This is a genomic window from Pseudomonas sp. 21LCFQ010 (assembly GCF_024129905.1).
Lineage (GTDB): Bacteria > Pseudomonadota > Gammaproteobacteria > Pseudomonadales > Pseudomonadaceae > Aquipseudomonas.
Genome location: NZ_JAMYDZ010000006.1, coordinates 17,108 through 38,550 on the forward strand (window position 1 = coordinate 17,108; position 21,443 = coordinate 38,550).

Sequence of the window (21,443 nt, forward strand, 5' to 3'; positions counted from 1 at the left end):
GAGCCTGTGGATTAAAGTGCTTCTTTTCCACAGGGGCAGTTTTCTTCAGGTTTCGAGCAGGCTTATCAACCGGGCTAAGGCCGACTTATTCACAGGGCTTATTTTGGCCTCTGGATAACAGATTGAGTTTTTCTCACGGGCAGGACGGAGCGGGCCATTGGGTGGCTGTGCATAAGCGCATTGGGGATAAACCTGCATCATCGGCTATTGTTCCACTGCCCTTCAGAGGCTAATAATAGCCATTATCATTAACCCTCTCGCTGATGCACGCTTATGTCCTCTTCCATCCACACGGCTGCCGTCCGATTGATCTACGAACAGCATCACTCGTGGCTGTATGGCTGGCTCAAAGGCAGGCTTTCCAGCACCAGCGATGCCGCCGACCTGGCCCATGACACTTTTGTGCGGGTCCTGGCTGCACGCAATGCGGGACAGATTCGTGAGCCTCGTGACTATCTGGCGACGATTGCCAGAGGCCTGGTGATCGACCGCTACCGGCGTCGGGCCATTGAACAGGCGTGGCTGGACAGCATGGCGGCAATGCCTGAGGTGCTGGTGGTCAGCGAAGAAGAGAAGGCGTTGATCATCGAAACACTGATGGCAGTGGATAAAGCACTGGCCAGCCTGGGCGCGCGGACCCAGAAGATTTTCATGCTGACCCAGGTCGACGGGCTGACTTATCAACAAGCCGCCGATCAGTTGGGATTGTCGCTGACCTCGATCAAGAAACACATGGTCCGGGCGCTTACCGAGTGTTCGCTGGTCATGGCTGAGCTGTGATGGCCAAGGGTATGGACCGCAAGACTCTGGAGGCAGCGGCGACCTGGTATGTGCAGTTCCAGTCGCAACCGGCCACGGCAGAACAGACCCTGGCCTGGCAGTGCTGGCTGGCCAGCGATCCTGCCCACCGGATGGCCTGGAATCAGATCGAACAATTGCAGCACAGCCTGGGGGTTATCCCCGCTGACATGACTCGTCGGGCGTTATCCACAACCCGCCAGCGCCGTCAGGTATTGAAGCTGTTACTGCTGGCTTCGGCCACCGGTTATCTGGGTTGGAATACCCGTCAGCACCTGGACTATTGGGCCGACTACCGTACTGCAACGGGTGAGCAGCGACGTATCGAACTGGCCGATGGCAGTCAGATCTATCTCAATACCGATACCGCCATCGACGTGCATTTCGATCAACAGCAACGGTTGATTCATCTGCGCAGCGGCGAAATCCTGCTGCAGACCAGCAAACGCGGCGATCCGCGACCACTGCGGGTCCGCACTGTCCAGGGCCATGTGCAGGCCTTGGGCACCCGGTTTACCGTGCGTCAATTGTCAGGGCTGACCCATGTCGGCGTTCTGCAGGATCAGGTCAGCATTCATCCTGATGCCACTGTGGATAAACCGCTGATGCTCAAGGCTGGTGAAAGCACTGACTTTGACCGCCATGCCTGCCGTGCTGTGGATATCTACCGCGCCTCGGATGTGGCCTGGGTCGATAAACAACTGGTGGTGCTCAACGCCCGCTTGGGCGATGTGCTGGCCGAGCTTGGACGTTATCGCCAAGGCCTGCTGCGCTGCGACGAGCGTGCGGCGCTGCTGAGGGTTTCCGGCACCCTGCGTCTGGATGCCATTGATGCCGTGCTGGCCAATCTGCAAGCGACTTTGCCTATAGAAGTGCGCTACTTCACCCGCTACTTGATCACGGTGCGCCACACCACCTGAAAAAATTTCTGCAGCAGGTGATCTTTTTCGATTCTGGCCCGGCCCTTCCATTAATCGCGGTCACCGCGGACTTTCGTCACTCTCAGGGTCATACGCATGCGCTTCGCTTCGATACCGTTTTATGGTCGTCAGTACTTGGGTCGCCACTGCTTCACCTACAGCCTGCTGCTGGGCGGTACGTTTGTTTATCCACTGCTCGCCAGTCAGGCCATGGCCGAAAGCACCGTACAACGCTTTGCAGTGGCCGCCGGGCCTGTGGATAACGCGCTGAGCCAGTTTGCCTCCCAGGCCCATGTGATTCTGTCGTTCTCGCCGACACAAACCGGTAACCGCCGTACCCAGGGACTGCAAGGTCAGTATTCGATCGAGCAAGGGTTTGCCCTGTTGCTGCAAGGTACCGGCTTGCAGGCCGTTGCTCAGGCGCCGGGCAGCTATGTGCTGCAAGCCATCCCGACCGGTGGCTCTGTGGTGTTGGCCGACACTGACGTGCATGGCACCGGGCTGAGCAGTTATGCACAGGACAGCGCCAGCGATACCGGCTACAAGGCACAGAACAGTCGCGCCGGGACCAAGACCAGTACGCCGTTGAGCGAAACGCCGCGCTCGGTGTCGGTGGTCACCCAGCAACGCATCAAAGACCAGAAAGCCCAGACCCTCACGGAAGTACTGGGCTATGTGCCAGGCATTTTCGCCCCGCCCTTCGCCGCCGGCGACAGCCTGGCCGGTGATCTGTTCTTCATTCGTGGCTTCAATGCCACCGACTACGGCTATGGGCTGTTACGCGATGGCTTGCGGGTGCAGGGCAATCGTTATGACACCACCACCGATACCTATGGGCTGGAGCGTGTGGAAATCTTCCGCGGGCCATCCTCCATCCTGTATGGCGAAAACGCCCCCGGCGGGCTGGTCAACCTGGTCAGCAAACGCCCGACCGCCACCCCACAGGGTGAAGTACAGCTCAGCTACGGCTCCAACAACCGCCGCCAGTTGGCTGTGGATATCTCCGGGCCGTTGAACGAGGCCGGCAATGTGCAGGGCCGCGTGGTGATGCTGGGGCGCAAGGCTGATACCCAGACCGACCATGTGCCGGATGATCGTATCTACATCGCCCCCTCCCTGACCCTGAATATTGACGACGCGACGCATCTGACGCTGCTCAGCCACTATCAGAAGGACCATACCAACATGGAGTTGGGGCTGCCGGCGGCTGGCACCCTGCTGCGCAACCCCAACGGCAAGCTCGACAAGGACACCATGCTGGGCGTACCAGGCTGGAACACCTTCGAGCGGGAAACCTGGAGTCTGGGTTACGAATTTATCCACAGCTTCAACGATGACTGGCAGTTCCGCCAGAATTCACGCTACCTGCAGTCGCGCATCACGCGTCATGAAACCTGGCCAGGCAGCCTGAACAACGGCGGCTACGGCACCCAGCTCAACGTTACCGCCTACGAGCGCTTCAACAAGTCCATGGTCTACTCGCTGGATAACCAGCTTGAGGGCAAATTCAGCACCGGTCCCGTGGACCATACGCTGCTGGTCGGCGCCAGCTACGATCGGACCTCGTTCAATCAGGACTGGAATGCCGGTGCCGCCGGGCAGATCAATATCTTCAACCCGGTCTACGCCCGTGACCCGGTAACCTCCATAGCCGTGCAGAACACCCTGCTCACCCAGCAGATGCAGGGCGTTTACACCCAGCTGCAGAGTACCTGGGACAACTGGATCTTTATGCTGGGCGGCCGTCAGGACTGGGTTGAAAGCGACTTTCGCAACAAACTGGCTCCGGCTGGCGGGGTCAACGGCGATGACCGCAAGTTCACTTGGCAGGGCGGGCTGATGTACCGTTTCGACAACGGTCTGACCCCTTATGCGAGTTATTCCACAGCGTTCGTGCCGGTTCAGCAAATCTCCAATGGCGGTGCACCGCTGGATCCGATCACCAGTTCTCAGGTCGAGCTGGGGATAAAGTACGAGCCGGTTGGCTGGAACACGGCCATGACCGCATCGGTGTTCGACCTGCGCAAAGAAGACGATACTTACCTGGATGCAACCACCTCGACTTACCGGCAGGTGGGCGAAAGCCGCTCCAAAGGCGTGGAGCTGGAAATCAACAGTGATATCAGCCGCAACCTGAATCTCACCGCCTCGTACACCTACACCGATGCGCGCGTCACCAAAGACGCGCCAGGTTCGTTGATCGAAGGCCATCAGATGACCGGTGTACCTCGTAACCAGGCCTCGGCGTGGGCCAAATACCGCTTTCTCGAAGGCTCATTGCGCGGTGTGTCGGTGGGTGGTGGCGTGCGCTACTTTGACAGCACCTTCGCTTATACCCAGCCCGCACTGTATGGCCGCCTGAACGCCGGTGAAGTCACCCTGGTCGATGCCGCCATCGGCTACCAGATCGACCGCCATTGGTCGCTGGATCTGAATGCCCGCAACCTGTTCGACAAAGAGTACGTCTCGGGCTGTAACGATGCGGGTCGTTGCTACTGGGGCGACAGCCGCACATTGCTCGGTACGGTGTCTTATAACTGGTAACTGTGGATAACTGTCAGGCCGCCAGCCGGGCGCAAAGAAAGTCCACCAAGGCACCCACCTTAGGGGACAAATGCCGGCTGGCCGGCCACAGGATATGAAAAGTGCGGGTCTGCTGCAGGTAATCGGGCGGCACCCTACACAGCCGACCGTCGGCCAATGGTTGTTGCACGGCAAAATCCTGCAGGCGTACCGGTACGGATCACCGCATCACAGCCTTCTTCAATGACATCGACGATCCGGTCGCTGAAATCCAGATCCAGTTCGATCTGTGGATAACAGGCCACTAAATCGCACAATGTGGATAAGAACCTCGGTCCCAGCATCGGCAGGCTGATTCGCAGGCGACCTTGAGGCTATGCAGTCGTCTGGCTTAGCTCCAGCAGCATCGCCCCTTCTGCGTTCAGGGCAATACCGCGGGTACTGCGATGAAACAGCCGCACGCCGAGTTTTTCCACAAGCCGGGCGACACTCTTGCCCACCGCAGAAGCGGAAAACCCAGCACACGGCCCGCAGCGACGAAACTGCGGGTTTCGGCCACCTGCACAAACACGCCAAAGCCGTTCAGGCTGTTCATTCAGCATCCTAGATTCAGGATCTATGGTCCTTAAAGATCAGGAATGTAGCGATATTTTTCTGCAATTGGCGATTTTTCAATCTCGGTGGTCAATAGCATTCAAGTTATCCACACGAGGTGCCAATCATGCGGATCATTACTGCCTTGTTGGCTTTGTTGCTGGCCATGCCGGTTTTTGCCGAGACCCCGACGCAAGACAAGCAGGTCTACATCGTCCACGGCTATGGCGCATCGCCTGACAGCCATTGGTTTGCCTGGCTCAAGCAGCGTTTGCAAAGTCAGGGCGTGAAGGTGTCGGTGCTCGATATGCCGAACTCCGGTGCTCCCCGGCCCGACCAATGGCAGCAGACCCTGCAACAGCAAGTTATCCACGCCGACCGCAATACCTGGTTCGTGACCCATAGCCTGGGAAGTATCGCGGTGCTGCGCTATCTGGCTGACCGCCAGGACTTATCCACAATTGGCGGCATCGTGCTGGTCTCTGGCTTCAATGAACATTTGTCGAATATCCCCGAGCTGGACCCGTTCCTGCGTCCAGATCTGGACTACGCGAAGATCATCAGAGTTACCCACACGCGGATGGTGATCGCAGCCGCGAACGATGTCGTGGTGCCCGCGCCCTTCAGCCAGCGACTGGCCCGGCAGCTTGACGCGCAGTTTGTTCTTCTGCCGGAAGGTGGGCATTTTCTCAAGGACGATGGCTACAGTGAGTTTCCGGCATTGCTCAATGAGCTTGAGCGGCTGATGCGTCAGCAATGAGCGGGTGTTTGTAGGGTACGAGAAAGCTCGCGGCTGCAGCCCCCACCGTAGGAGCGGCTTCAGCCGCGAATAGCCACAGCGAGGATAAAATCCATTCCCATAAGCCGGTGTTTGACATGACTTGTGGATAACTTCTTAACGCTGTAGTGCGCTCTTGCCTAACTCGGTCAGGTAGTAGCGTTGCAGTCTGCTGAGCGGCTTGTTTGGTAAGGTCATGGCCACCAGACCCGCCTCCAGTGCCGGACGCAGATAGGCGTTGTGCACATGCTTTCTGTCTTTCAGGCCCAGAGCTGTCTGAATTTCAGCGCGGGTCAGTTCACCTTGAAGCACACCGAGCAGACGTTGAACTTCGTCCGTGACTTGGGGGGTGACTTGGGGGGTAGCCCCTTGCCACTCGGCTTCAGGACGCCAGATAACGGCACTGAACTGATTGCCGCGCGGGTCGTCGAGCAAGTCGATGCGCGGCCATTGTTGCAGTGCTCGTGCAATGCCGCTGCCCATGCCGCGATAAGGCAGCAGATGCGCTGCATGTTCTGTCAGGGTTGGATTACGACGATTGGTCCGCCCCTGAAGGATGGCTGTGACATCGAGGCTGTCGGGTAAATGCCCAGGGCTGGCGATCTCGATGCGATCAGTGAAGATCATCAGCCGGATCGAGGCACTGGTGAAGTAATCACGATGGATCAAGGCGTTGACCAACAGTTCTTCCAGAGCAGCTTCAGGAATCTCCAGTTCACCCAGGGTATTGAAGCCACGGCCGCGTTGTACGTGGTGCAGGTTGCGGCGGATGAATGCAAAGCAGTCCCGGAACTGTTCGGCGAGCGTGCCGCCAATATCTTCGCTGTCCAGATACCGTGTGTCGGCCAGTTGGGTGCCTGGAAAGGCTACGGCCTTGATGCCGAACGCAGGGCGCCAACGTTGTGGATAACGCCCGAACAGCATCAGCCCGGCGAGATTCAACTCTTGGCCATCGCCGAGCCCGATATTCTGCAGCAACTGCTCCAGCGGCAGGCCAATCCACTCTTGTTGCTGGCCATAACGCCGATTGAAATAGGCCTGAAACGCCTTTTCATCAATATCTACAGCGGATGTGTTCGTTACAGGCACTACATCGGCATACACCAACCCGGCACGCTGGAACATGCGCTGCATTTCTTCTCGTAAGGCTCTCTATTCACTTACCAATACAGAAGCTGGAAAAGATCCTGCCCAGCAATTCATCCGGACTGAACGCGCCGGTGATCTCGCCGAGTGCCTGCTGAGCCTGGCGCAGGTCCTCTGCGAGCAGTTCGCCGGCACCGGCCAGGGTCAGCTGTGCGTGGCCGTGTTCGAGCAGGCGGCTGGCGCGATTCAATGCATCGATGTGGCGGCGGCGGGCGCTGAAGCTGCTTTCTGAGGTCTGTTGATAACCCATACAGGCCTTGAGGTGCTCGCGCAGCAGATCCAGGCCTTCGCCGGCCGATTTGGCGCTGAGGCTGATAGTGACATGCCCGTCGTCACTGGTTTGCAGGCCGATCAGATCGCCACTGAGATCAGCCTTGTTGCGAATCAGGGTGACCTTGGCTGGATCTGGACGCTGTTCTAGAAACTCTGGCCACAGAGAAAACGGATCGGTGGCTTCCGGCGCCGTGGCATCGACGACCAGCAGGATGCGATCCGCTTCACCAATGGCCTTGAGGGCGCGCTGTACCCCGATCAGTTCGACCTGATCGTCGGTATCGCGCAACCCGGCGGTGTCGACCACATGCAGCGGCATGCCGTCGATGTGGATATGTTCACGCAGCACATCGCGGGTGGTGCCGGCGATGTCGGTGACGATGGCCGCTTCTCGACCGGCCAATGCGTTGAGCAGGCTGGACTTGCCGGCGTTGGGGCGACCGGCGATGACCACAGTCATGCCGTCACGCAGCAAGGCGCCCTGCCCGGCCTCATGCAGGACTGTGGATAACATTGCACGTACTGCATCAAGCTTGCCCAGCACCACGCCGTCAGCCAGGAAGTCGATTTCCTCTTCCGGGAAGTCAATCGCGGCCTCGACGTACATGCGCAGGCCAATCAGCAACTCGGTCAGGTTATCCACACGTTGGGAAAACGCGCCTTGCAGTGAGCGCAATGCGTTGCGTGCTGCCTGGGTCGAGCTGGCTTCGATCAGGTCAGCGATCGCCTCGGCCTGGGCCAGGTCGAGTTTGTCGTTGAGAAAAGCCCGCTCGCTGAATTCACCGGGGCGGGCCAGACGACAGCCCAGTTGCACGCAGCGTTGCAGCAGCATATCCAGCACCACCGGGCCGCCATGCCCTTGAAGTTCCAGAACATCTTCGCCGGTGAACGAGTTTGGCCCCGGGAAGTACAGGGCGATGCCCTCGTCGAGCACTTGGCCTTGTTCATCGGCAAAAGGCCCGTAGTGGGCGTAGCGCGGTTTGAGTTCGCGGCCGGTGATGGCTTGCGCGGTCTTGGCCGCCAACGGGCCGGAAATCCGCACAATGCCGACGCCTCCCCGTCCTTGCGCGGTGGCGATAGCAGCGATGGTTTCACGGGGGGCGTTCATGCGGACTCCTGAAAAACTGACAGATAGCAAAACGCCCCACGAGGGGGCGTCTTGTCAAACACGATCACAGGTTAGATCAAGCGGCGGCCTTCTTGGTAGCGGCCTCGATCTTACGCGTGATGTAAGCCTGCTGCATGATCGACAGGGTGTTGTTCACAACCCAGTACAGAACCAGACCAGCCGGGAACCACAGGAAGAAGAAGGTGAAGATGATTGGCATCATTTTCATCACCTTGGCCTGCATCGGATCCGGAGGCGTCGGGTTCAGACGCTGCTGGATAAACATGGTCGCGCCCATGATGATCGGCAGGATGAAGAACGGGTCTTTGATCGACAGGTCAGTGATCCAGAGGATCCATGGTGCCTGGCGCATCTCGACGCTTTCCAGCAGAACCCAGTACAGGGCCAGGAATACCGGCATCTGGACAAGAATCGGCAAGCATCCACCCAGCGGGTTGATCTTCTCTTTCTTGTACAGCTCCATCATCGCCTGGGACATCTTCTGGCGATCGTCACCGTATTGCTCTTTCAGCGCGGTCAGCTTCGGTGCCACGGCACGCATGCGGGCCATGGATTTGTAGCTGGCGGCCGACAGCGGGAAGAAGAAGCCCTTGATGATCATGGTCAGGACGATGATCGACCAGCCCCAGTTACCCAGCAGGCTGTGGATATGTTGCAGCAGCCAGAAGATCGGCTGGGCAATGAACCACAGGAAGCCGTAGTCGACAGTCAACTCCAGGCCTGGGGACAACTCTTTGAGTACCGCCTGGCTTTTCGGACCGGCATACAGCGTCGCGCCGGTTTCACCCTGGGTGCCAGGTGCTACGTTGAGCGCCGGGCTGGTGAAACCAATGATGTAGTTACCCTGGCTGTCCTTGCGGGTCTGCATGGCATTGTTGGCGTTATGGTCTGGAATCCAGGCCGTCACGAAGTAATGCTGCAGCCAGGCAACCCAGCCGCCCTGTACGTTTTCACGCACCTGGCCTTTGTCGATGTCCTTCATCGAGACCTTTTTGTAAGGTTCCGATGGGGTCCACAGGGCCGCACCCAGATAAGTGGCGGTGCCGGTGGCTGTGGTCGACGATGGATCGGAGCTGGCGTCACGCTTGAGCTGGCCGTAGAGGTTACCGGTCCACGCCTGGGCGCTCTGGTTATCCACAACGTAGTTGACGTTGAGGTCGTACATGCCGCGCTCGAAGGTGAAGCGCTTGGTGTAGTTGACGCCGTTGTCGGAGAACTTCAGCTCGACGACCAGTTCTTTCTGGCCATCAGCCAGTTGATAACTTTTCTGTGTCGAAGTGTAAACAGGACGACCAATGGAGCGTGCATCCGGACCATTGGTGCCGGTCAGGCCGCTTTGCGCGAGGAAAACCCGCTCATTGCCATTGTCGAACAGCTGGAAAGGAACATCCGGGCGGTCCTGACGGCGTGGGTACAGCGGCAGCCGCAACTGGACGACATCACCCCCGACCGGGTCGATGGCCACTTCGAGCACATCGGTCTTGATCTGAATCAGATCCTTGCTGACCACTGCCGGTGTTTCGACAGGTGCCGGAGCACTGCCTGGAGCGGTAGGAACGTCGGTGTTCGCGGGCGCATTACTGGCCGCAGGTACATCGGCTGCACTATTGGTGCTGGCAGCAACAGTCTGGTTCGGCAGGGCAGCCTGGCCGTAGTCTTCGTTCCATTTCAGAACGCCGACGTAGGTCACGATTGCCAGGGCGCCGATCAGGATCGTGCGTTTAATATCCATGATTACTCGGCCATCGAAGAAGAACGGGGGTTGGAAACTGGTGGAACCGGGTCATAACCACCGGGGTTCCACGGATGACAGCGACCAAGACGTTTCAGGGTCAGCCATCCACCGCGCACAAGACCATGATTATCAATGGCTTCGTAGGCGTAGCAGGAGCAACTGGGGAAGAAACGACAGTGACTGGCCATCAAAGGACTGATGGCATAGCGGTAAAACTGGATCGGTACGAGTGCCAGCTTACGCATCTGGACTGTCTACCCTTGCAGGTTCGGTTTGGACTGGTGCAACAGGCCGGCTACGGGCCAGACGTTTCCAGAGTTTGCCGAAATGCTGGATCAATTCAGGGTTATCCAGGTCACCCATGCCTTTACGCGCGACGATCACGATATCCCAACCCACCAGATTGTGCTGGTGCAGGCGAAATGAGTCGCGAATCAGGCGCTTCAAACGGTTGCGCTGTACTGAGAGCTTGACGCTCTTCTTTCCGATCACAAGCCCCAGACGGGGATGATCCAGATCGTTGTCGCGTGCAAGGATCAGGAGATTTTTCCCCGGAACCTTGGCGGTTGGGGAGTCAAAGACTGCCTTGAAATGCCGGGGTGTAAGCAGACGCTTTTCCCGACTGAAGTCCTGACTCACCACCTGTGCCGCGGAAATCAGATAGCCAGACGCTTACGGCCTTTGGCGCGACGACGCGACAGGACTGCACGGCCGTTCTTGGTGGCCATACGGGCGCGGAAACCGTGGGTGCGGGCGCGCTTGATAGTGCTGGGTTGGAAAGTACGTTTCATGGCGTGTTACCTGGTTTGTGCACTGAAGGCCGGAATGGCCCCGTTTTTAGAGACCGGCGATTCTAGTGAAAGCCGGCGTGCAGGTCAATTTCCAACCAGCTTTTCCTTCTATCTGGTCATTTTCCTTTATTAGCCATGACCTGGATCATTCTGATCGCTTTGGTGAACCACTCAGCTATAGAAATAAAAGAGGACCTATATAAAGCTTTTTTGCAAAGCTTGTTAAGTTTAGTCAGCGCCTTGGTTGTGGATAACTCATTGCAGGCCACGTAAATCATGATGTACAGCGATTCATAAGTCTGTCGAGAAACGGTGCTGTGACTGTGCTGCGCGTGCGTATAAGCTGTGTGTGAAAGGGCTTTTTATGCACAGCCAGGTTATACACAGGGCTCGACCCCGAGTTATGCAAAGAGCTGAATGGCAGTTATCCACAAAGCTTAGCCGGCACCGGTCGTCGGCTGATGTATGGCTCCGATGATCATTTCTTATCAAGGGGCAGCCAGCTACATGTGGATAAGTCAGCGGCTGATCGTTACAATGGCGGCTGTTTTTGCCTCAGCGGCTTTCAACTCAGGGGATATCCGTGTCAGTGGAACTTTGGCAGCAGTGCGTGGAGCTTTTGCGCGATGAGCTGCCTGCCCAGCAATTCAATACCTGGATCCGTCCACTACAGGTCGAAGCCGAAGGCGACGAGCTGCGTGTCTATGCACCGAATCGCTTCGTACTCGACTGGGTCAACGAAAAGTACCTGGGGCGTCTGCTCGAGCTTCTCGGCGAGCGTGGCCAAGGCATGGCGCCAGCGCTTTCCTTATTAATAGGCAGCAAGCGCAGTTCGGCGCCCCGTGCGGCACCCAACGCGCCTTTGGCAGCGGCGGCTGCTGCCGCTGCTTCGCACAACGCCCAGGCGAGCGTCGACACGGCGAGCCATTCAGGATCTGCGTCGGTACAAGCCCCGGCACCTGTGGCAGCGCCCGCACCTGTGCAGGCCCCGGCACTCGATGGTCTTGATGAACCGTCGCGTGACAGTTTCGATCCGCTGGCCGGCGCCAACCCGCCACAGGCTCCGGTACGCACCGAACAGCGCACCGTGCAGGTCGAAGGCGCGCTCAAGCACACCAGCTACCTGAACCGCACCTTCACCTTCGAGAACTTCGTTGAGGGCAAGTCGAACCAGCTGGCGCGCGCTGCGGCCTGGCAAGTCGCCGATAATCCCAAGCACGGCTATAACCCGCTGTTCCTTTATGGTGGGGTCGGCCTGGGTAAGACTCACTTGATGCATGCGGTGGGCAACCACCTGCTGAAAAAGAATCCCAATGCCAAGGTTGTGTACCTGCATTCGGAGCGTTTCGTGGCCGACATGGTCAAGGCGCTGCAGCTTAATGCAATCAACGAGTTCAAGCGTTTCTATCGCTCGGTCGACGCATTGCTGATCGACGATATTCAGTTCTTCGCCCGCAAGGAGCGTTCCCAGGAAGAGTTTTTCCACACCTTCAACGCATTGCTTGAGGGTGGCCAGCAGGTGATTCTCACCAGCGACCGTTACCCCAAGGAAATCGAAGGGCTGGAAGAGCGGCTCAAGTCTCGTTTCGGCTGGGGTCTGACCGTCGCGGTCGAGCCGCCGGAACTGGAAACCCGGGTGGCGATCCTGATGAAGAAGGCCGATCAGGCCAAGGTCGACCTGCCGCATGATGCTGCGTTCTTCATTGCCCAGCGCATTCGTTCCAACGTTCGAGAACTCGAAGGCGCGCTCAAGCGCGTTATTGCGCACTCGCACTTCATGGGCCGCGACATCACCATCGAGCTGATCCGCGAGTCGCTGAAGGACCTGCTGGCGCTGCAAGACAAACTGGTCAGTGTGGATAACATCCAGCGCACTGTCGCCGAGTACTACAAGATCAAGATCTCTGATCTGTTGTCCAAGCGTCGTTCGCGCTCGGTGGCCCGACCACGGCAGGTGGCCATGGCGCTCTCCAAAGAGCTGACCAACCACAGCCTGCCCGAGATTGGCGACGTATTTGGCGGACGTGACCACACCACGGTGTTGCACGCCTGCCGCAAGATCAACGAACTCAAGGAATCCGACGCGGATATCCGCGAGGACTACAAGAACCTGCTGCGTACATTGACCACATGATGACGCCAGTGCTGTTTATCGAGGCAAGGGACTAGACCATGCATTTCACCATTCAACGCGAAGCCTTGTTGAAACCTCTGCAATTGGTCGCCGGCGTAGTCGAACGCCGTCAGACCTTGCCGGTGCTTTCCAACGTGCTTCTGGTCGTCGAAGGCCAGCAACTGTCGCTGACCGGTACTGACCTGGAAGTAGAACTGGTTGGCCGCGTCCAGCTGGAAGAGCCTGCCGAGCCGGGGGAGATCACCGTACCGGCGCGCAAGCTGATGGATATCTGCAAGAGTCTGCCTAACGACGCGCTCATCGATATCAAGCTTGATGACGCCAAACTGCTGGTCAAGGCTGGCCGTAGCCGTTTTACGCTTTCTACGCTGCCAGCCAATGATTTCCCGGCGGTGGAAGAAGGCCCTGGCTCGCTGACTTTCCAGTTGGTACAGAGCAAGGTACGCCGTTTGATCGAACGCACCAGCTTTGCCATGGCTCAGCAGGATGTTCGTTACTACCTCAATGGCATGTTGCTGGAAGTCAGCACCGGCATCCTGCGTGCCGTGGCCACCGACGGTCACCGCCTGGCCATGTGCTCGATGGCAGCAGAGATCGGTGAGACCGAGCGTCACCAGGTCATCGTGCCACGCAAAGGCATCCTGGAGATGGCGCGCCTGCTGACCGAGCAGGACGGCCTGGTCAGCATCGTTCTTGGCCAGCACCACATCCGTGCGACCACCGGCGAGTTCACCTTTACGTCCAAACTGGTCGATGGCAAGTTCCCGGATTACGAGCGCGTGCTGCCCAAGGGCGGTGACAAGCTGGTACTGGGTGACCGTCAGGCATTGCGCGAAGCGTTCAGCCGCACGGCGATTCTTTCCAACGAGAAGTATCGTGGCATCCGCCTGCAACTGGCAGCCGGTCAGTTGAAGATTCAGGCCAACAACCCTGAGCAGGAAGAAGCTGAAGAAGAGATCAGCGTGGAGTACAACGGCAGTGCGCTGGAGATTGGCTTCAACGTCAGCTACCTGCTCGATGTGCTGGGTGTCATGACCACTGAACAGGTTCGTCTGATCCTTTCCGACTCCAACAGCAGCGCACTGGTGCAGGAATCGGATAACGATGACTCTGCCTATGTCGTCATGCCGATGCGTCTGTAACTGACCCCAGACTCAGTCGATGTCTCTCAGCCGCGTCTCGGTCACCGGGGTGCGCAATCTGCACCCGGTGACCTTCTCCCCCTCCGCACGTATCAACATCCTTCACGGCGCCAATGGCAGCGGCAAGACCAGCGTGCTGGAAGCCATTCACCTGCTGGGTCTGGCTCGCTCGTTTCGCAGCACCCGGCTGCTTCCGGTCATTCAATACGAGCAACCCAATTGCACGGTTTTTGGTCAGGTCGAACTGGCTGAAGGTGGTCATAGCAACCTGGGTATCTCTCGTGATCGGCAAGGGGAATTTCAGATTCGTATTGATGGTCAGAATGCGCGCAGCACAGCGCAACTGGCCGAAACTCTGCCCTTGCAGTTGATCAATCCGGACAGCTTTCGCCTGCTTGAGGGCGCACCGAAGATACGTCGGCAGTTTCTCGATTGGGGAGTGTTCCACGTGGAACCTCGCTTCATGGCCACTTGGCAGCGCCTGCAGAAAGCCCTGCGGCAGCGAAACTCGTGGCTGCGGCGTGGTACACTTGACACCGCTTCGCAAGCAGCATGGGACAGGGAACTGTGCCTGGCCAGTAACGAGATCGATGAATTCCGGCGTGCTTATATCAAGGCACTCAAACCGGTCTTTGAAAAGACATTGAGCGATCTTGTCGAGTTGGAAGGTCTGACCCTCAGCTATTACCGCGGGTGGGACAAAGAGAAAGAGCTGAGCACGGTGCTCGCCGCCTCTTTGCACCGCGACCAGCAGATGGGCCATACCCAGGCCGGCCCGCAACGAGCAGATCTGCGCCTGAGGCTGGGCGCTCACAACGCGGCAGACATTCTCTCCCGCGGACAGCAAAAGCTGGTGGTCTGCGCTTTACGGATTGCCCAAGGACACCTGGTTAGCCAGGCGCGCCGAGGCCAGTGCATCTATCTGGTAGATGATTTGCCATCTGAATTGGATGACCAGCATCGCCGTGCACTTTGCCGCTTGCTGGAAGACTTACGCTGCCAGGTGTTCATCACCTGTGTAGATCACGAATTATTGAGCGAAGGCTGGCAAACGGAAACGCCAGTTGCTTTGTTCCACGTGGAACAAGGTCGTATCACCCAGACCCACGACCATCGGGAGTGATTGCATGAGCGAAAACCAAACGTACGACTCCTCCAGTATCAAGGTACTGAAAGGACTGGATGCCGTACGCAAGCGTCCCGGGATGTACATCGGCGATACGGACGATGGCAGCGGTCTGCACCACATGGTATTCGAGGTGGTTGATAACTCGATCGACGAAGCGCTGGCTGGCCATTGCGACGACATCAGTGTGATCATCCATCCGGACGAGTCTATTACCGTACGCGACAACGGTCGCGGTATTCCGGTAGACGTCCACAAAGAAGAAGGCGTCTCGGCAGCAGAGGTCATCATGACCGTGCTTCACGCCGGCGGTAAGTTCGACGACAACTCCTACAAGGTTTCCGGCGGCCTGCACGGTGTGGGTGTGTCGGTGGTTAACGCCCTGTCCGAAGTACTGCAGCTGACCGTCCGCCGCAGCGGCAAAATCTGGGAGCAGACCTACGTCCACGGTGTTCCACAAGAGCCGATGAAAATCGTCGGTGAAAGTGAAACCACCGGCACCCAGATCCACTTCAAGCCTTCGGCTGAGACCTTCAAGAACATCCACTTCAGTTGGGACATTCTCGCCAAACGTATTCGCGAGCTGTCGTTTCTGAACTCCGGCGTGGGTATCGTCCTCAAGGACGAGCGCTCCGGCAAGGAAGAACTGTTCAAATATGAAGGCGGCCTGCGTGCTTTCGTTGAATACCTGAACACCAACAAGAGCACCGTGAACCAGGTCTTCCATTTCAACGTCCAGCGCGATGATGGCGTGGGCGTTGAGGTTGCGTTGCAGTGGAACGACAGCTTCAACGAGAACCTGTTGTGCTTCACCAATAACATCCCGCAACGAGACGGCGGTACTCACCTGGTGGGTTTCCGTTCGGCCCTGACGCGCAACCTGAACAACTACATCGAGCAGGAAGGTCTGGCCAAGAAACACAAGGTCGCGACCACCGGTGACGATGCCCGTGAAGGCCTGACCGCGATCATCTCGGTCAAGGTTCCGGATCCGAAGTTCAGTTCGCAGACCAAAGACAAGCTGGTTTCGTCCGAGGTCAAGACCGCGGTGGAACAGGAGATGGGCAAGTACTTCTCCGACTTCCTGCTGGAAAACCCCAACGAAGCCAAGGCTGTCGTGGGCAAGATGCTCGATGCTGCCCGTGCCCGTGAAGCGGCGCGCAAGGCCCGTGAGATGACTCGCCGCAAGGGCGCGCTGGACATCGCCGGCCTGCCGGGCAAACTGGCGGACTGCCAGGAGAAAGACCCTGCCCTCTCCGAACTGTACCTGGTGGAGGGTGACTCTGCGGGTGGCTCGGCCAAACAAGGTCGTAACCGCAGGACCCAGGCAATCCTGCCGCTCAAGGGCAAGATCCTCAACGTCGAGAAAGCGCGTTTCGACAAGATGATCTCGTCGCAGGAAGTCGGCACGCTGATCACCGCGCTGGGCTGCGGTATCGGCCGCGAAGAGTACAACATCGACAAGCTGCGTTATCACAACATCATCATCATGACCGATGCTGACGTCGACGGTTCGCACATCCGTACCCTGCTGTTGACGTTCTTCTTCCGTCAGTTGCCAGAGCTGATCGAGCGCGGCTACATCTACATCGCTCAGCCGCCGCTGTACAAGGTCAAGAAAGGCAAGCAAGAGCAGTACATCAAAGACGACGACGCCATGGAAGAATACATGACCCAGTCGGCTCTGGAAGATGCCAGCCTGCACCTCAGCGAATCAGCACCGGGTATTTCCGGCGAGGCGCTGGAGCGCCTGGTCAATGAGTTCCGTGGGGTGATGAAGACCCTCAAGCGCTTGTCGCGCCTGTACCCTCAGGAGTTGACCGAGCACTTCATCTACCTGCAGGCCGTGTCGCTGGAGCAGCTCTCGGATCATGCCGCGATGCAAGCCTGGCTGGGCAAGTTCGAAGAACGTCTGCGCTCTGTCGAGAAGTCGGGTCTGGTCTACAAGGCCAGCCTGCGCGAAGACCGCGAGCGCAATATCTGGCTGCCGGAAGTCGAGCTGATCTCGCATGGTCTGTCGAGCTATGTCACCTTCAACCGTGACTTCTTCGGCAGCAATGACTACAAGAGCATCACGACCCTGGGCGCGCAGATTAGCTCGCTGCTGGATGAAGGCGCCTACGTGCAACGGGGTGAGCGCAAGAAACCAGTGACCGAGTTCAAGGACGCCCTGAACTGGCTGATGACCGAGAGCACCAAACGCCACACCATCCAGCGCTATAAAGGATTGGGCGAGATGAACCCGGACCAGCTGTGGGAAACCACCATGGACCCGACTGTCCGTCGCATGCTCAAGGTGACGATCGAAGACGCCATCGCGGCGGACCAGATCTTCAACACCCTGATGGGCGACGCGGTGGAGCCACGCCGTGACTTCATCGAAAGCAACGCACTGGCGGTCGCCAACCTCGACTTCTGAGGCCTGGCGCTGTTGGCCCATGCTTGTGATGGGCACCTGAAAAGCCCCCGACAGCGACGCTGTCGGGGGCTTTTTGCTGCTGGAGCGCGAGCATCATGCTCTCGCGCCTTTCGGGACACCGGCGGGCACCCAGGCTGGGCCGTGCTACCATCAGTCTTTAGCTGGTCACGTACCACGGCTCTTCCGGCCTGCCCGGCGCCGCATGTGTTCAAGGATGAAAGATGCATGACTGACTGTTCCTCTGCTATTCGGATGTTGGAGCGTGTGCGATGACCCCGGCTTCCAGTCTTAACCGGCGTATCCTGATCATCGACGATACACCTTCGATTCACGGTGATTTTCGCAAGATCCTCTGCCCTCGCAACGAGGCCGAAGATGATCTGGCCCAAGCCGAAGCGCTTCTGTTTGGCAGCCCCGATACTCCCGAGCGTGCATCGGAATTTGAACTCGACAGCGCTTATCAGGGCCAGGAGGCCCTCGCCCTGGTGGAGCAGGCGCTGGCTGCGGGACGCCCTTATGCCCTGGCCTTCATCGATATGCGCATGCCGCCCGGTTGGGATGGTTTGCAGACCCTTGAGCATCTATGGCAGGTCGACTCACGTTTGCAGGTGGTGCTGTGCACAGCCTACTCAGACTACTCTCTGGAAGAAATGACCAGGCGGGTCGACATGGGCGACCGGCTGCTGATCCTCAAGAAGCCTTTCGATCCTATCGAAATCGTGCAGATGGCCAGGGCCATGACGGTCAAGTGGCAGATGACCGAAGAGGCGCAGCGCAAGATGAACCTGCTGGAGCAGGCGGTGCAGGAGCGAACGCGGGACTTGTCCGATGCCAATATCATCGTGCAGAACAGCCCGACCATCCTCTACCGGCTACGTGGCCAGCCGTCATTTCCGCTGATGTACATCTCGCACAACATCACCAAGTTCGGTCACCAGCGCGCTGCATTGCTGGCCTCAGCCGACTGGACACAGACGCTGATACATCCCGAGGACCAGGACAAGGTCAATGAGGCCATGGGCTGGGTTCTTGATAAAGGTGCCCAAGGGGCTTCCATTGAGTTCCGGCTGCGGACCGGCTCCGATGACTATCGCTGGGTCGAGAATCGCTATGTGCCGGTGCGTGACAACAGCGGCAGGCTGCTGGAGATCGAAGGCATCATTATTGATATCACCGAGCGCAAGCAGGCCGAAGAAAAGATCTCGCAACTGGCGCGTATCGATGGCCTGACCGGCATCGCCAACCGGGCGACTCTGATGGAGCGTCTGCGCTATGCGTTTGCGGCTGCTGAGCGCGGTGCGATGTCGTTCGCGGTGTTCTATCTGGATCTCGATCACTTCAAACGCATCAACGACACCCTCGGACACGCGGTGGGTGATTTGCTGTTACGGGAAACGGCTCGACGTCTAAGCGAATGCACCCGGGAGAGCGATCTGGTGGCGCGTCTGGGCGGCGATGAGTTTGCCATCCTGCAACTGGAGATGGGCGATCCAGCCAACGCGGCGGCGTTGGCCATGAAGCTCAACAGTCGCCTGATGCAGCCTTATCACCTGGATGGCCATGACCTGTATGTGTCGTCCAGCATCGGCATCAGTACCTATGCGCCGGGCTGTGCCAGCGCCGAGAGCCTGCTGAGCCAGGCTGATATGGCGTTGTACCGCTCCAAGGAAACCGGCCGTAATCAGTACCACTTCCACTCTGAAGATATCAATGAGGAGGTCAGCAGCCGGATTACCTTGATTGCCGAGCTCAAGCAGGCGCTGATCCGCGAAGAACTTGAGCTGTACTACTTGCCGGAGATCGACCTGCAGACCGGCGCCATCCTGGGGATGGAAGCCTTGCTGCGCTGGCACCACCCTGTCCGTGGTCTACTCGATGCTGGCGAGTTTGTACCGGCAGCGGAAAAGGCCGGCACCATCGTGGCGGTCGGGCAATGGGTACTTAACCAGGCCTGCAAGCAGATGCGCGAATGGCAGCAGCGGCAGATCGCGCCACCGGTAATATCCATCAACCTGTCGCTGACCCAGCTCAAGCGTGGTAGCGAGTTCGTCAGTGAAGTGATCCAGACCATCAATCGTTGGCAGCTACAGCCATCGGATCTTGAGCTGGATGTCACCGAGGCCACGCTGGCGCACACCAAGTGGACCCATAACGACGTGCTCCCCAAACTGCGCGAGTTGGGTATCAAGATCGCTATTGATGACTTTGGTACTGATTACTCGTCTTTCGATTATCTGAAGACCTTCCGGGTCAACCGGCTCAAACTTGCACCGATCTTTGTGACCCATGCACGGGATGATTTTCACAGCGCGATCACTCTGCGGACCATCATCAACTTTGCCAACGAAGTCGGCATCGGAGTGATCGCTGAAGGCGTGGAGACGCTGGAACAGAGAAACGCGTTGATCTCCACCGGCTCGACCGTCGCCGCTCACGGCTATTACTTCAGTGAGGCCGTGAACAGCGAGCATGCCGGTGAGCTATTGGCCGAGGGCCATATCAACCTTGAGTGATGGGCAGTGCCAGGGTGAAGGATGCCCCTTTGCCCTGCCCCTCGCTGCGAGCGGTCAGGCTGCCGCCCATGTCCCTGGCGGCGAGGACGCAACTGTGCAGGCCAAACCCGTGGCCCGACGCCCGAGTGGTGAAGCCATGTTCGAAGACTCGGGCAAGGTTCTCTTCGCGAATGCCTTCACCGTTATCCGCTACCTCGATCCTGATCTCGGCCTCATCGGCCTCCATCCGCAACACGATTTGGCTGGGGTGATCCTTGACCGGTTCGAGGGCTTGCTTGGCATTGTTGATGAGGTTGACGAGAATCTGCAGGACCTTGTGCTTGTCGAGATTGATCTCTGGAACGTCGCGGAAGTCCTTGACCAAGGTGATGGTGTGGCGGGCCAGTGACACATCGCAGATGCGCACCACGTCCTCGATCAGGTCGCGCAACTGCACCGGTTCCATGAAGCTGGAACTGCCCGCGTAAGACTGCTGGGTGGCGACGATGTCCTTGATGTGGTCGATGCTTTTGGTCAGCAGCGCAAGTTCATCGAGCAGGCTCTGTTGTTCGGCTTCCATGGCTTCGGCCAGTTTGTTCAGATAGCCCGGCAGCATCTGCCCTTTCGGGTCGTTGCTCATGAAATCGCCCAGGTCATGAGTATGCTCATTGAGCAGTTGCACCACCTTCGAGACGCCCTGGCCTTTCGAGCCACGAATCTTTTCCCGCAGCACCTGCGCCGAGACATTCACGCTGTTAAGCACATTGCCGACGTTGTGCAGGACGTTGGTGGCGATCTCCGCCATGCCCGCCTGGCGTGCAGTGGCGATCAGTTCGGCCTGGGTTGCGCGCAGCTCTTCATTGACCTTGGCCAGTTGTGACGGGCTGGGAATCTTCAACGCCAGCGGTATCAGCTTGATCAGCATAATGGCCGTAAGCAGCGATGCGGTCGCAGTGATGACCTTGATGAAAGCGGAGATCCAGTAATACGGATACCAGATGGTGATGATCTCCATCACATGGGTCGCGCCGCAGGCCAGGATGAACACACCGAAACAGACGAATATCCAGTCGAACGGAATGTCCTTGCGCTTACGGATGAAGTACAGCAAGGCAAACGGAATACTGATGTAACTCAGGGTGATCAGGCTGTCGGACAACACGTTGGCCCACAGCAAGTCGGGTCGCCAGAAATAGCAGTGACCGTGGGGCATGAACCGGTCATCGGTCAGCATGTTGAAGAGATCATTCATGGTGCGACTTCCTCACTGGACCAAGGGGGACGGCCAGGTGGTGGGCAGGATGATGGCGGGAGTCTAGCCTAGCAAAGCCCGAGATGTTGCCCTGCTCTATTCAGAGGGCGGAATGTTCCACGTGAAACACTGTGTGCAGCAGGCAGACGAAGAACCCCGGCAGCAGGCGGCAGTCAGGGTCCTATATCTGA

General features: G+C 58.2%; 16 protein-coding genes and 1 pseudogene. 9 read left to right on the forward strand and 8 right to left on the reverse strand.

Going from position 1 to position 21,443, the window contains the following annotated elements; genetic code table 11:
• Window positions 1-273: 273 nt before the first annotated feature.
• The 3 genes from NJC38_RS09300 (at window position 274) to NJC38_RS09310 (ending at window position 4,262) form a co-directional block, all read left to right on the forward strand.
• Window positions 274-780 (forward strand): sigma-70 family RNA polymerase sigma factor, encoded by a 507-nt coding sequence (locus NJC38_RS09300; protein WP_253113739.1) that lies wholly within the window; start codon window positions 274-276, stop codon window positions 778-780.
• The gene (locus NJC38_RS09305) at window positions 780-1,718 is read left to right on the forward strand and encodes a FecR domain-containing protein (protein ID WP_253113742.1); all 939 of its coding nucleotides are present in this window, start codon (window positions 780-782) and stop codon (window positions 1,716-1,718) included. The genes NJC38_RS09300 and NJC38_RS09305 overlap by 1 nt, the downstream gene beginning before the upstream one ends.
• 210 nt (window positions 1,719-1,928) lie before the next feature.
• The gene (locus NJC38_RS09310) at window positions 1,929-4,262 is read left to right on the forward strand and encodes a TonB-dependent siderophore receptor (RefSeq protein WP_253114204.1); all 2,334 of its coding nucleotides are present in this window, start codon (window positions 1,929-1,931) and stop codon (window positions 4,260-4,262) included.
• Between the two features lie 13 nt (window positions 4,263-4,275).
• Here the strand turns inward: NJC38_RS09310 and NJC38_RS09315 are convergent.
• Window positions 4,276-4,836: pseudogene (locus NJC38_RS09315) on the reverse strand (LysR family transcriptional regulator).
• A gap of 126 nt (window positions 4,837-4,962) precedes the next feature.
• Between NJC38_RS09315 and NJC38_RS09320 the strand changes: the two are divergent.
• On the forward strand, window positions 4,963-5,595 hold the full coding sequence (locus NJC38_RS09320; RefSeq protein ID WP_253113745.1) for an alpha/beta fold hydrolase: 633 nt from the start codon (window positions 4,963-4,965) through the stop codon (window positions 5,593-5,595).
• A gap of 135 nt (window positions 5,596-5,730) precedes the next feature.
• Here NJC38_RS09320 and NJC38_RS09325 read toward each other — a convergent pair whose 3' ends face one another.
• The 6 genes from NJC38_RS09325 to rpmH form a co-directional block, all read right to left on the reverse strand.
• Window positions 5,731-6,747, reverse strand: coding sequence for a Fic family protein (locus tag NJC38_RS09325; RefSeq protein ID WP_253113747.1), 1,017 nt, complete (start codon window positions 6,745-6,747; stop codon window positions 5,731-5,733).
• 22 nt (window positions 6,748-6,769) lie between these two features.
• On the reverse strand, window positions 6,770-8,140 hold the full coding sequence (gene mnmE, locus NJC38_RS09330) for a tRNA uridine-5-carboxymethylaminomethyl(34) synthesis GTPase MnmE (protein WP_253113749.1): 1,371 nt from the start codon (window positions 8,138-8,140) through the stop codon (window positions 6,770-6,772).
• A 76-nt stretch (window positions 8,141-8,216) separates the two neighbouring features.
• Entirely contained in the window at window positions 8,217-9,893 is a 1,677-nt protein-coding gene (yidC, locus tag NJC38_RS09335; RefSeq protein WP_045485322.1) for a membrane protein insertase YidC, read from the reverse strand.
• A 2-nt stretch (window positions 9,894-9,895) separates the two neighbouring features.
• Window positions 9,896-10,141 carry a membrane protein insertion efficiency factor YidD gene (gene yidD / locus NJC38_RS09340; RefSeq protein WP_084709900.1) on the reverse strand — a complete coding sequence of 82 codons (246 nt, stop codon included), beginning with the start codon at window positions 10,139-10,141 and terminating at the stop codon, window positions 9,896-9,898.
• Window positions 10,134-10,535, reverse strand: a complete 402-nt coding sequence (gene rnpA / locus NJC38_RS09345; protein ID WP_045485320.1) for a ribonuclease P protein component — start codon at window positions 10,533-10,535, stop codon at window positions 10,134-10,136. The genes yidD and rnpA overlap by 8 nt, the downstream gene beginning before the upstream one ends.
• A gap of 17 nt (window positions 10,536-10,552) precedes the next feature.
• Window positions 10,553-10,687 carry a 50S ribosomal protein L34 gene (gene rpmH, locus NJC38_RS09350; RefSeq protein ID WP_003253163.1) on the reverse strand — a complete coding sequence of 45 codons (135 nt, stop codon included), beginning with the start codon at window positions 10,685-10,687 and terminating at the stop codon, window positions 10,553-10,555.
• Between the two features lie 583 nt (window positions 10,688-11,270).
• On the opposite strand from rpmH, the gene dnaA reads away from it, so the two are divergent.
• The 5 genes from dnaA (at window position 11,271) to NJC38_RS09375 (ending at window position 20,021) form a co-directional block, all read left to right on the forward strand.
• The gene (dnaA, locus tag NJC38_RS09355) at window positions 11,271-12,821 is read left to right on the forward strand and encodes a chromosomal replication initiator protein DnaA (RefSeq protein WP_253113753.1); all 1,551 of its coding nucleotides are present in this window, start codon (window positions 11,271-11,273) and stop codon (window positions 12,819-12,821) included.
• A 38-nt stretch (window positions 12,822-12,859) separates the two neighbouring features.
• Window positions 12,860-13,963 carry a DNA polymerase III subunit beta gene (dnaN, locus tag NJC38_RS09360; protein WP_045485312.1) on the forward strand — a complete coding sequence of 368 codons (1,104 nt, stop codon included), beginning with the start codon at window positions 12,860-12,862 and terminating at the stop codon, window positions 13,961-13,963.
• Window positions 13,964-13,982: 19 nt separating this feature from the next.
• Window positions 13,983-15,086, forward strand: coding sequence for a DNA replication/repair protein RecF (recF, locus tag NJC38_RS09365; RefSeq protein ID WP_045485309.1), 1,104 nt, complete (start codon window positions 13,983-13,985; stop codon window positions 15,084-15,086).
• Window positions 15,087-15,090: 4 nt separating this feature from the next.
• Window positions 15,091-17,508: a DNA topoisomerase (ATP-hydrolyzing) subunit B gene (gene gyrB, locus NJC38_RS09370; RefSeq protein ID WP_045485306.1), complete on the forward strand. Its 2,418-nt coding sequence runs from the start codon at window positions 15,091-15,093 to the stop codon at window positions 17,506-17,508.
• A gap of 269 nt (window positions 17,509-17,777) precedes the next feature.
• Entirely contained in the window at window positions 17,778-20,021 is a 2,244-nt protein-coding gene (locus NJC38_RS09375; RefSeq protein ID WP_253113757.1) for an EAL domain-containing protein, read from the forward strand.
• On the opposite strand, the gene NJC38_RS09380 is transcribed toward NJC38_RS09375, so the two are convergent.
• Window positions 20,008-21,252 (reverse strand): HAMP domain-containing sensor histidine kinase, encoded by a 1,245-nt coding sequence (locus NJC38_RS09380; RefSeq protein ID WP_253113761.1) that lies wholly within the window; start codon window positions 21,250-21,252, stop codon window positions 20,008-20,010. The two genes, NJC38_RS09375 and NJC38_RS09380, sit on opposite strands and share 14 nt — an antisense overlap.
• Window positions 21,253-21,443: the final 191 nt, after the last annotated feature.

Bases quoted from the DNA above. Each gene is read 5' to 3' on its own strand.
- gyrB (WP_045485306.1), top strand. From the start codon at position 15,091: ATGAGCGAAAACCAAACGTACGACTCCTCCAGTATCAAGGTACTGAAA.
- mnmE (WP_253113749.1), bottom strand. From the start codon at position 8,140: ATGAACGCCCCCCGTGAAACCATCGCTGCTATCGCCACCGCGCAAGGA.
- NJC38_RS09310 (WP_253114204.1), top strand. From the start codon at position 1,929: ATGGCCGAAAGCACCGTACAACGCTTTGCAGTGGCCGCCGGGCCTGTG.
- NJC38_RS09375 (WP_253113757.1), top strand. From the start codon at position 17,778: ATGACCCCGGCTTCCAGTCTTAACCGGCGTATCCTGATCATCGACGAT.
- NJC38_RS09300 (WP_253113739.1), top strand. From the start codon at position 274: ATGTCCTCTTCCATCCACACGGCTGCCGTCCGATTGATCTACGAACAG.
- yidC (WP_045485322.1), bottom strand. From the start codon at position 9,893: ATGGATATTAAACGCACGATCCTGATCGGCGCCCTGGCAATCGTGACC.
- yidD (WP_084709900.1), bottom strand. From the start codon at position 10,141: ATGCGTAAGCTGGCACTCGTACCGATCCAGTTTTACCGCTATGCCATC.
- rpmH (WP_003253163.1), bottom strand. From the start codon at position 10,687: ATGAAACGTACTTTCCAACCCAGCACTATCAAGCGCGCCCGCACCCAC.
- NJC38_RS09305 (WP_253113742.1), top strand. From the start codon at position 780: ATGGCCAAGGGTATGGACCGCAAGACTCTGGAGGCAGCGGCGACCTGG.
- recF (WP_045485309.1), top strand. From the start codon at position 13,983: ATGTCTCTCAGCCGCGTCTCGGTCACCGGGGTGCGCAATCTGCACCCG.
- NJC38_RS09380 (WP_253113761.1), bottom strand. From the start codon at position 21,252: ATGAATGATCTCTTCAACATGCTGACCGATGACCGGTTCATGCCCCAC.
- dnaN (WP_045485312.1), top strand. From the start codon at position 12,860: ATGCATTTCACCATTCAACGCGAAGCCTTGTTGAAACCTCTGCAATTG.
- NJC38_RS09320 (WP_253113745.1), top strand. From the start codon at position 4,963: ATGCGGATCATTACTGCCTTGTTGGCTTTGTTGCTGGCCATGCCGGTT.
- NJC38_RS09325 (WP_253113747.1), bottom strand. From the start codon at position 6,747: ATGCAGCGCATGTTCCAGCGTGCCGGGTTGGTGTATGCCGATGTAGTG.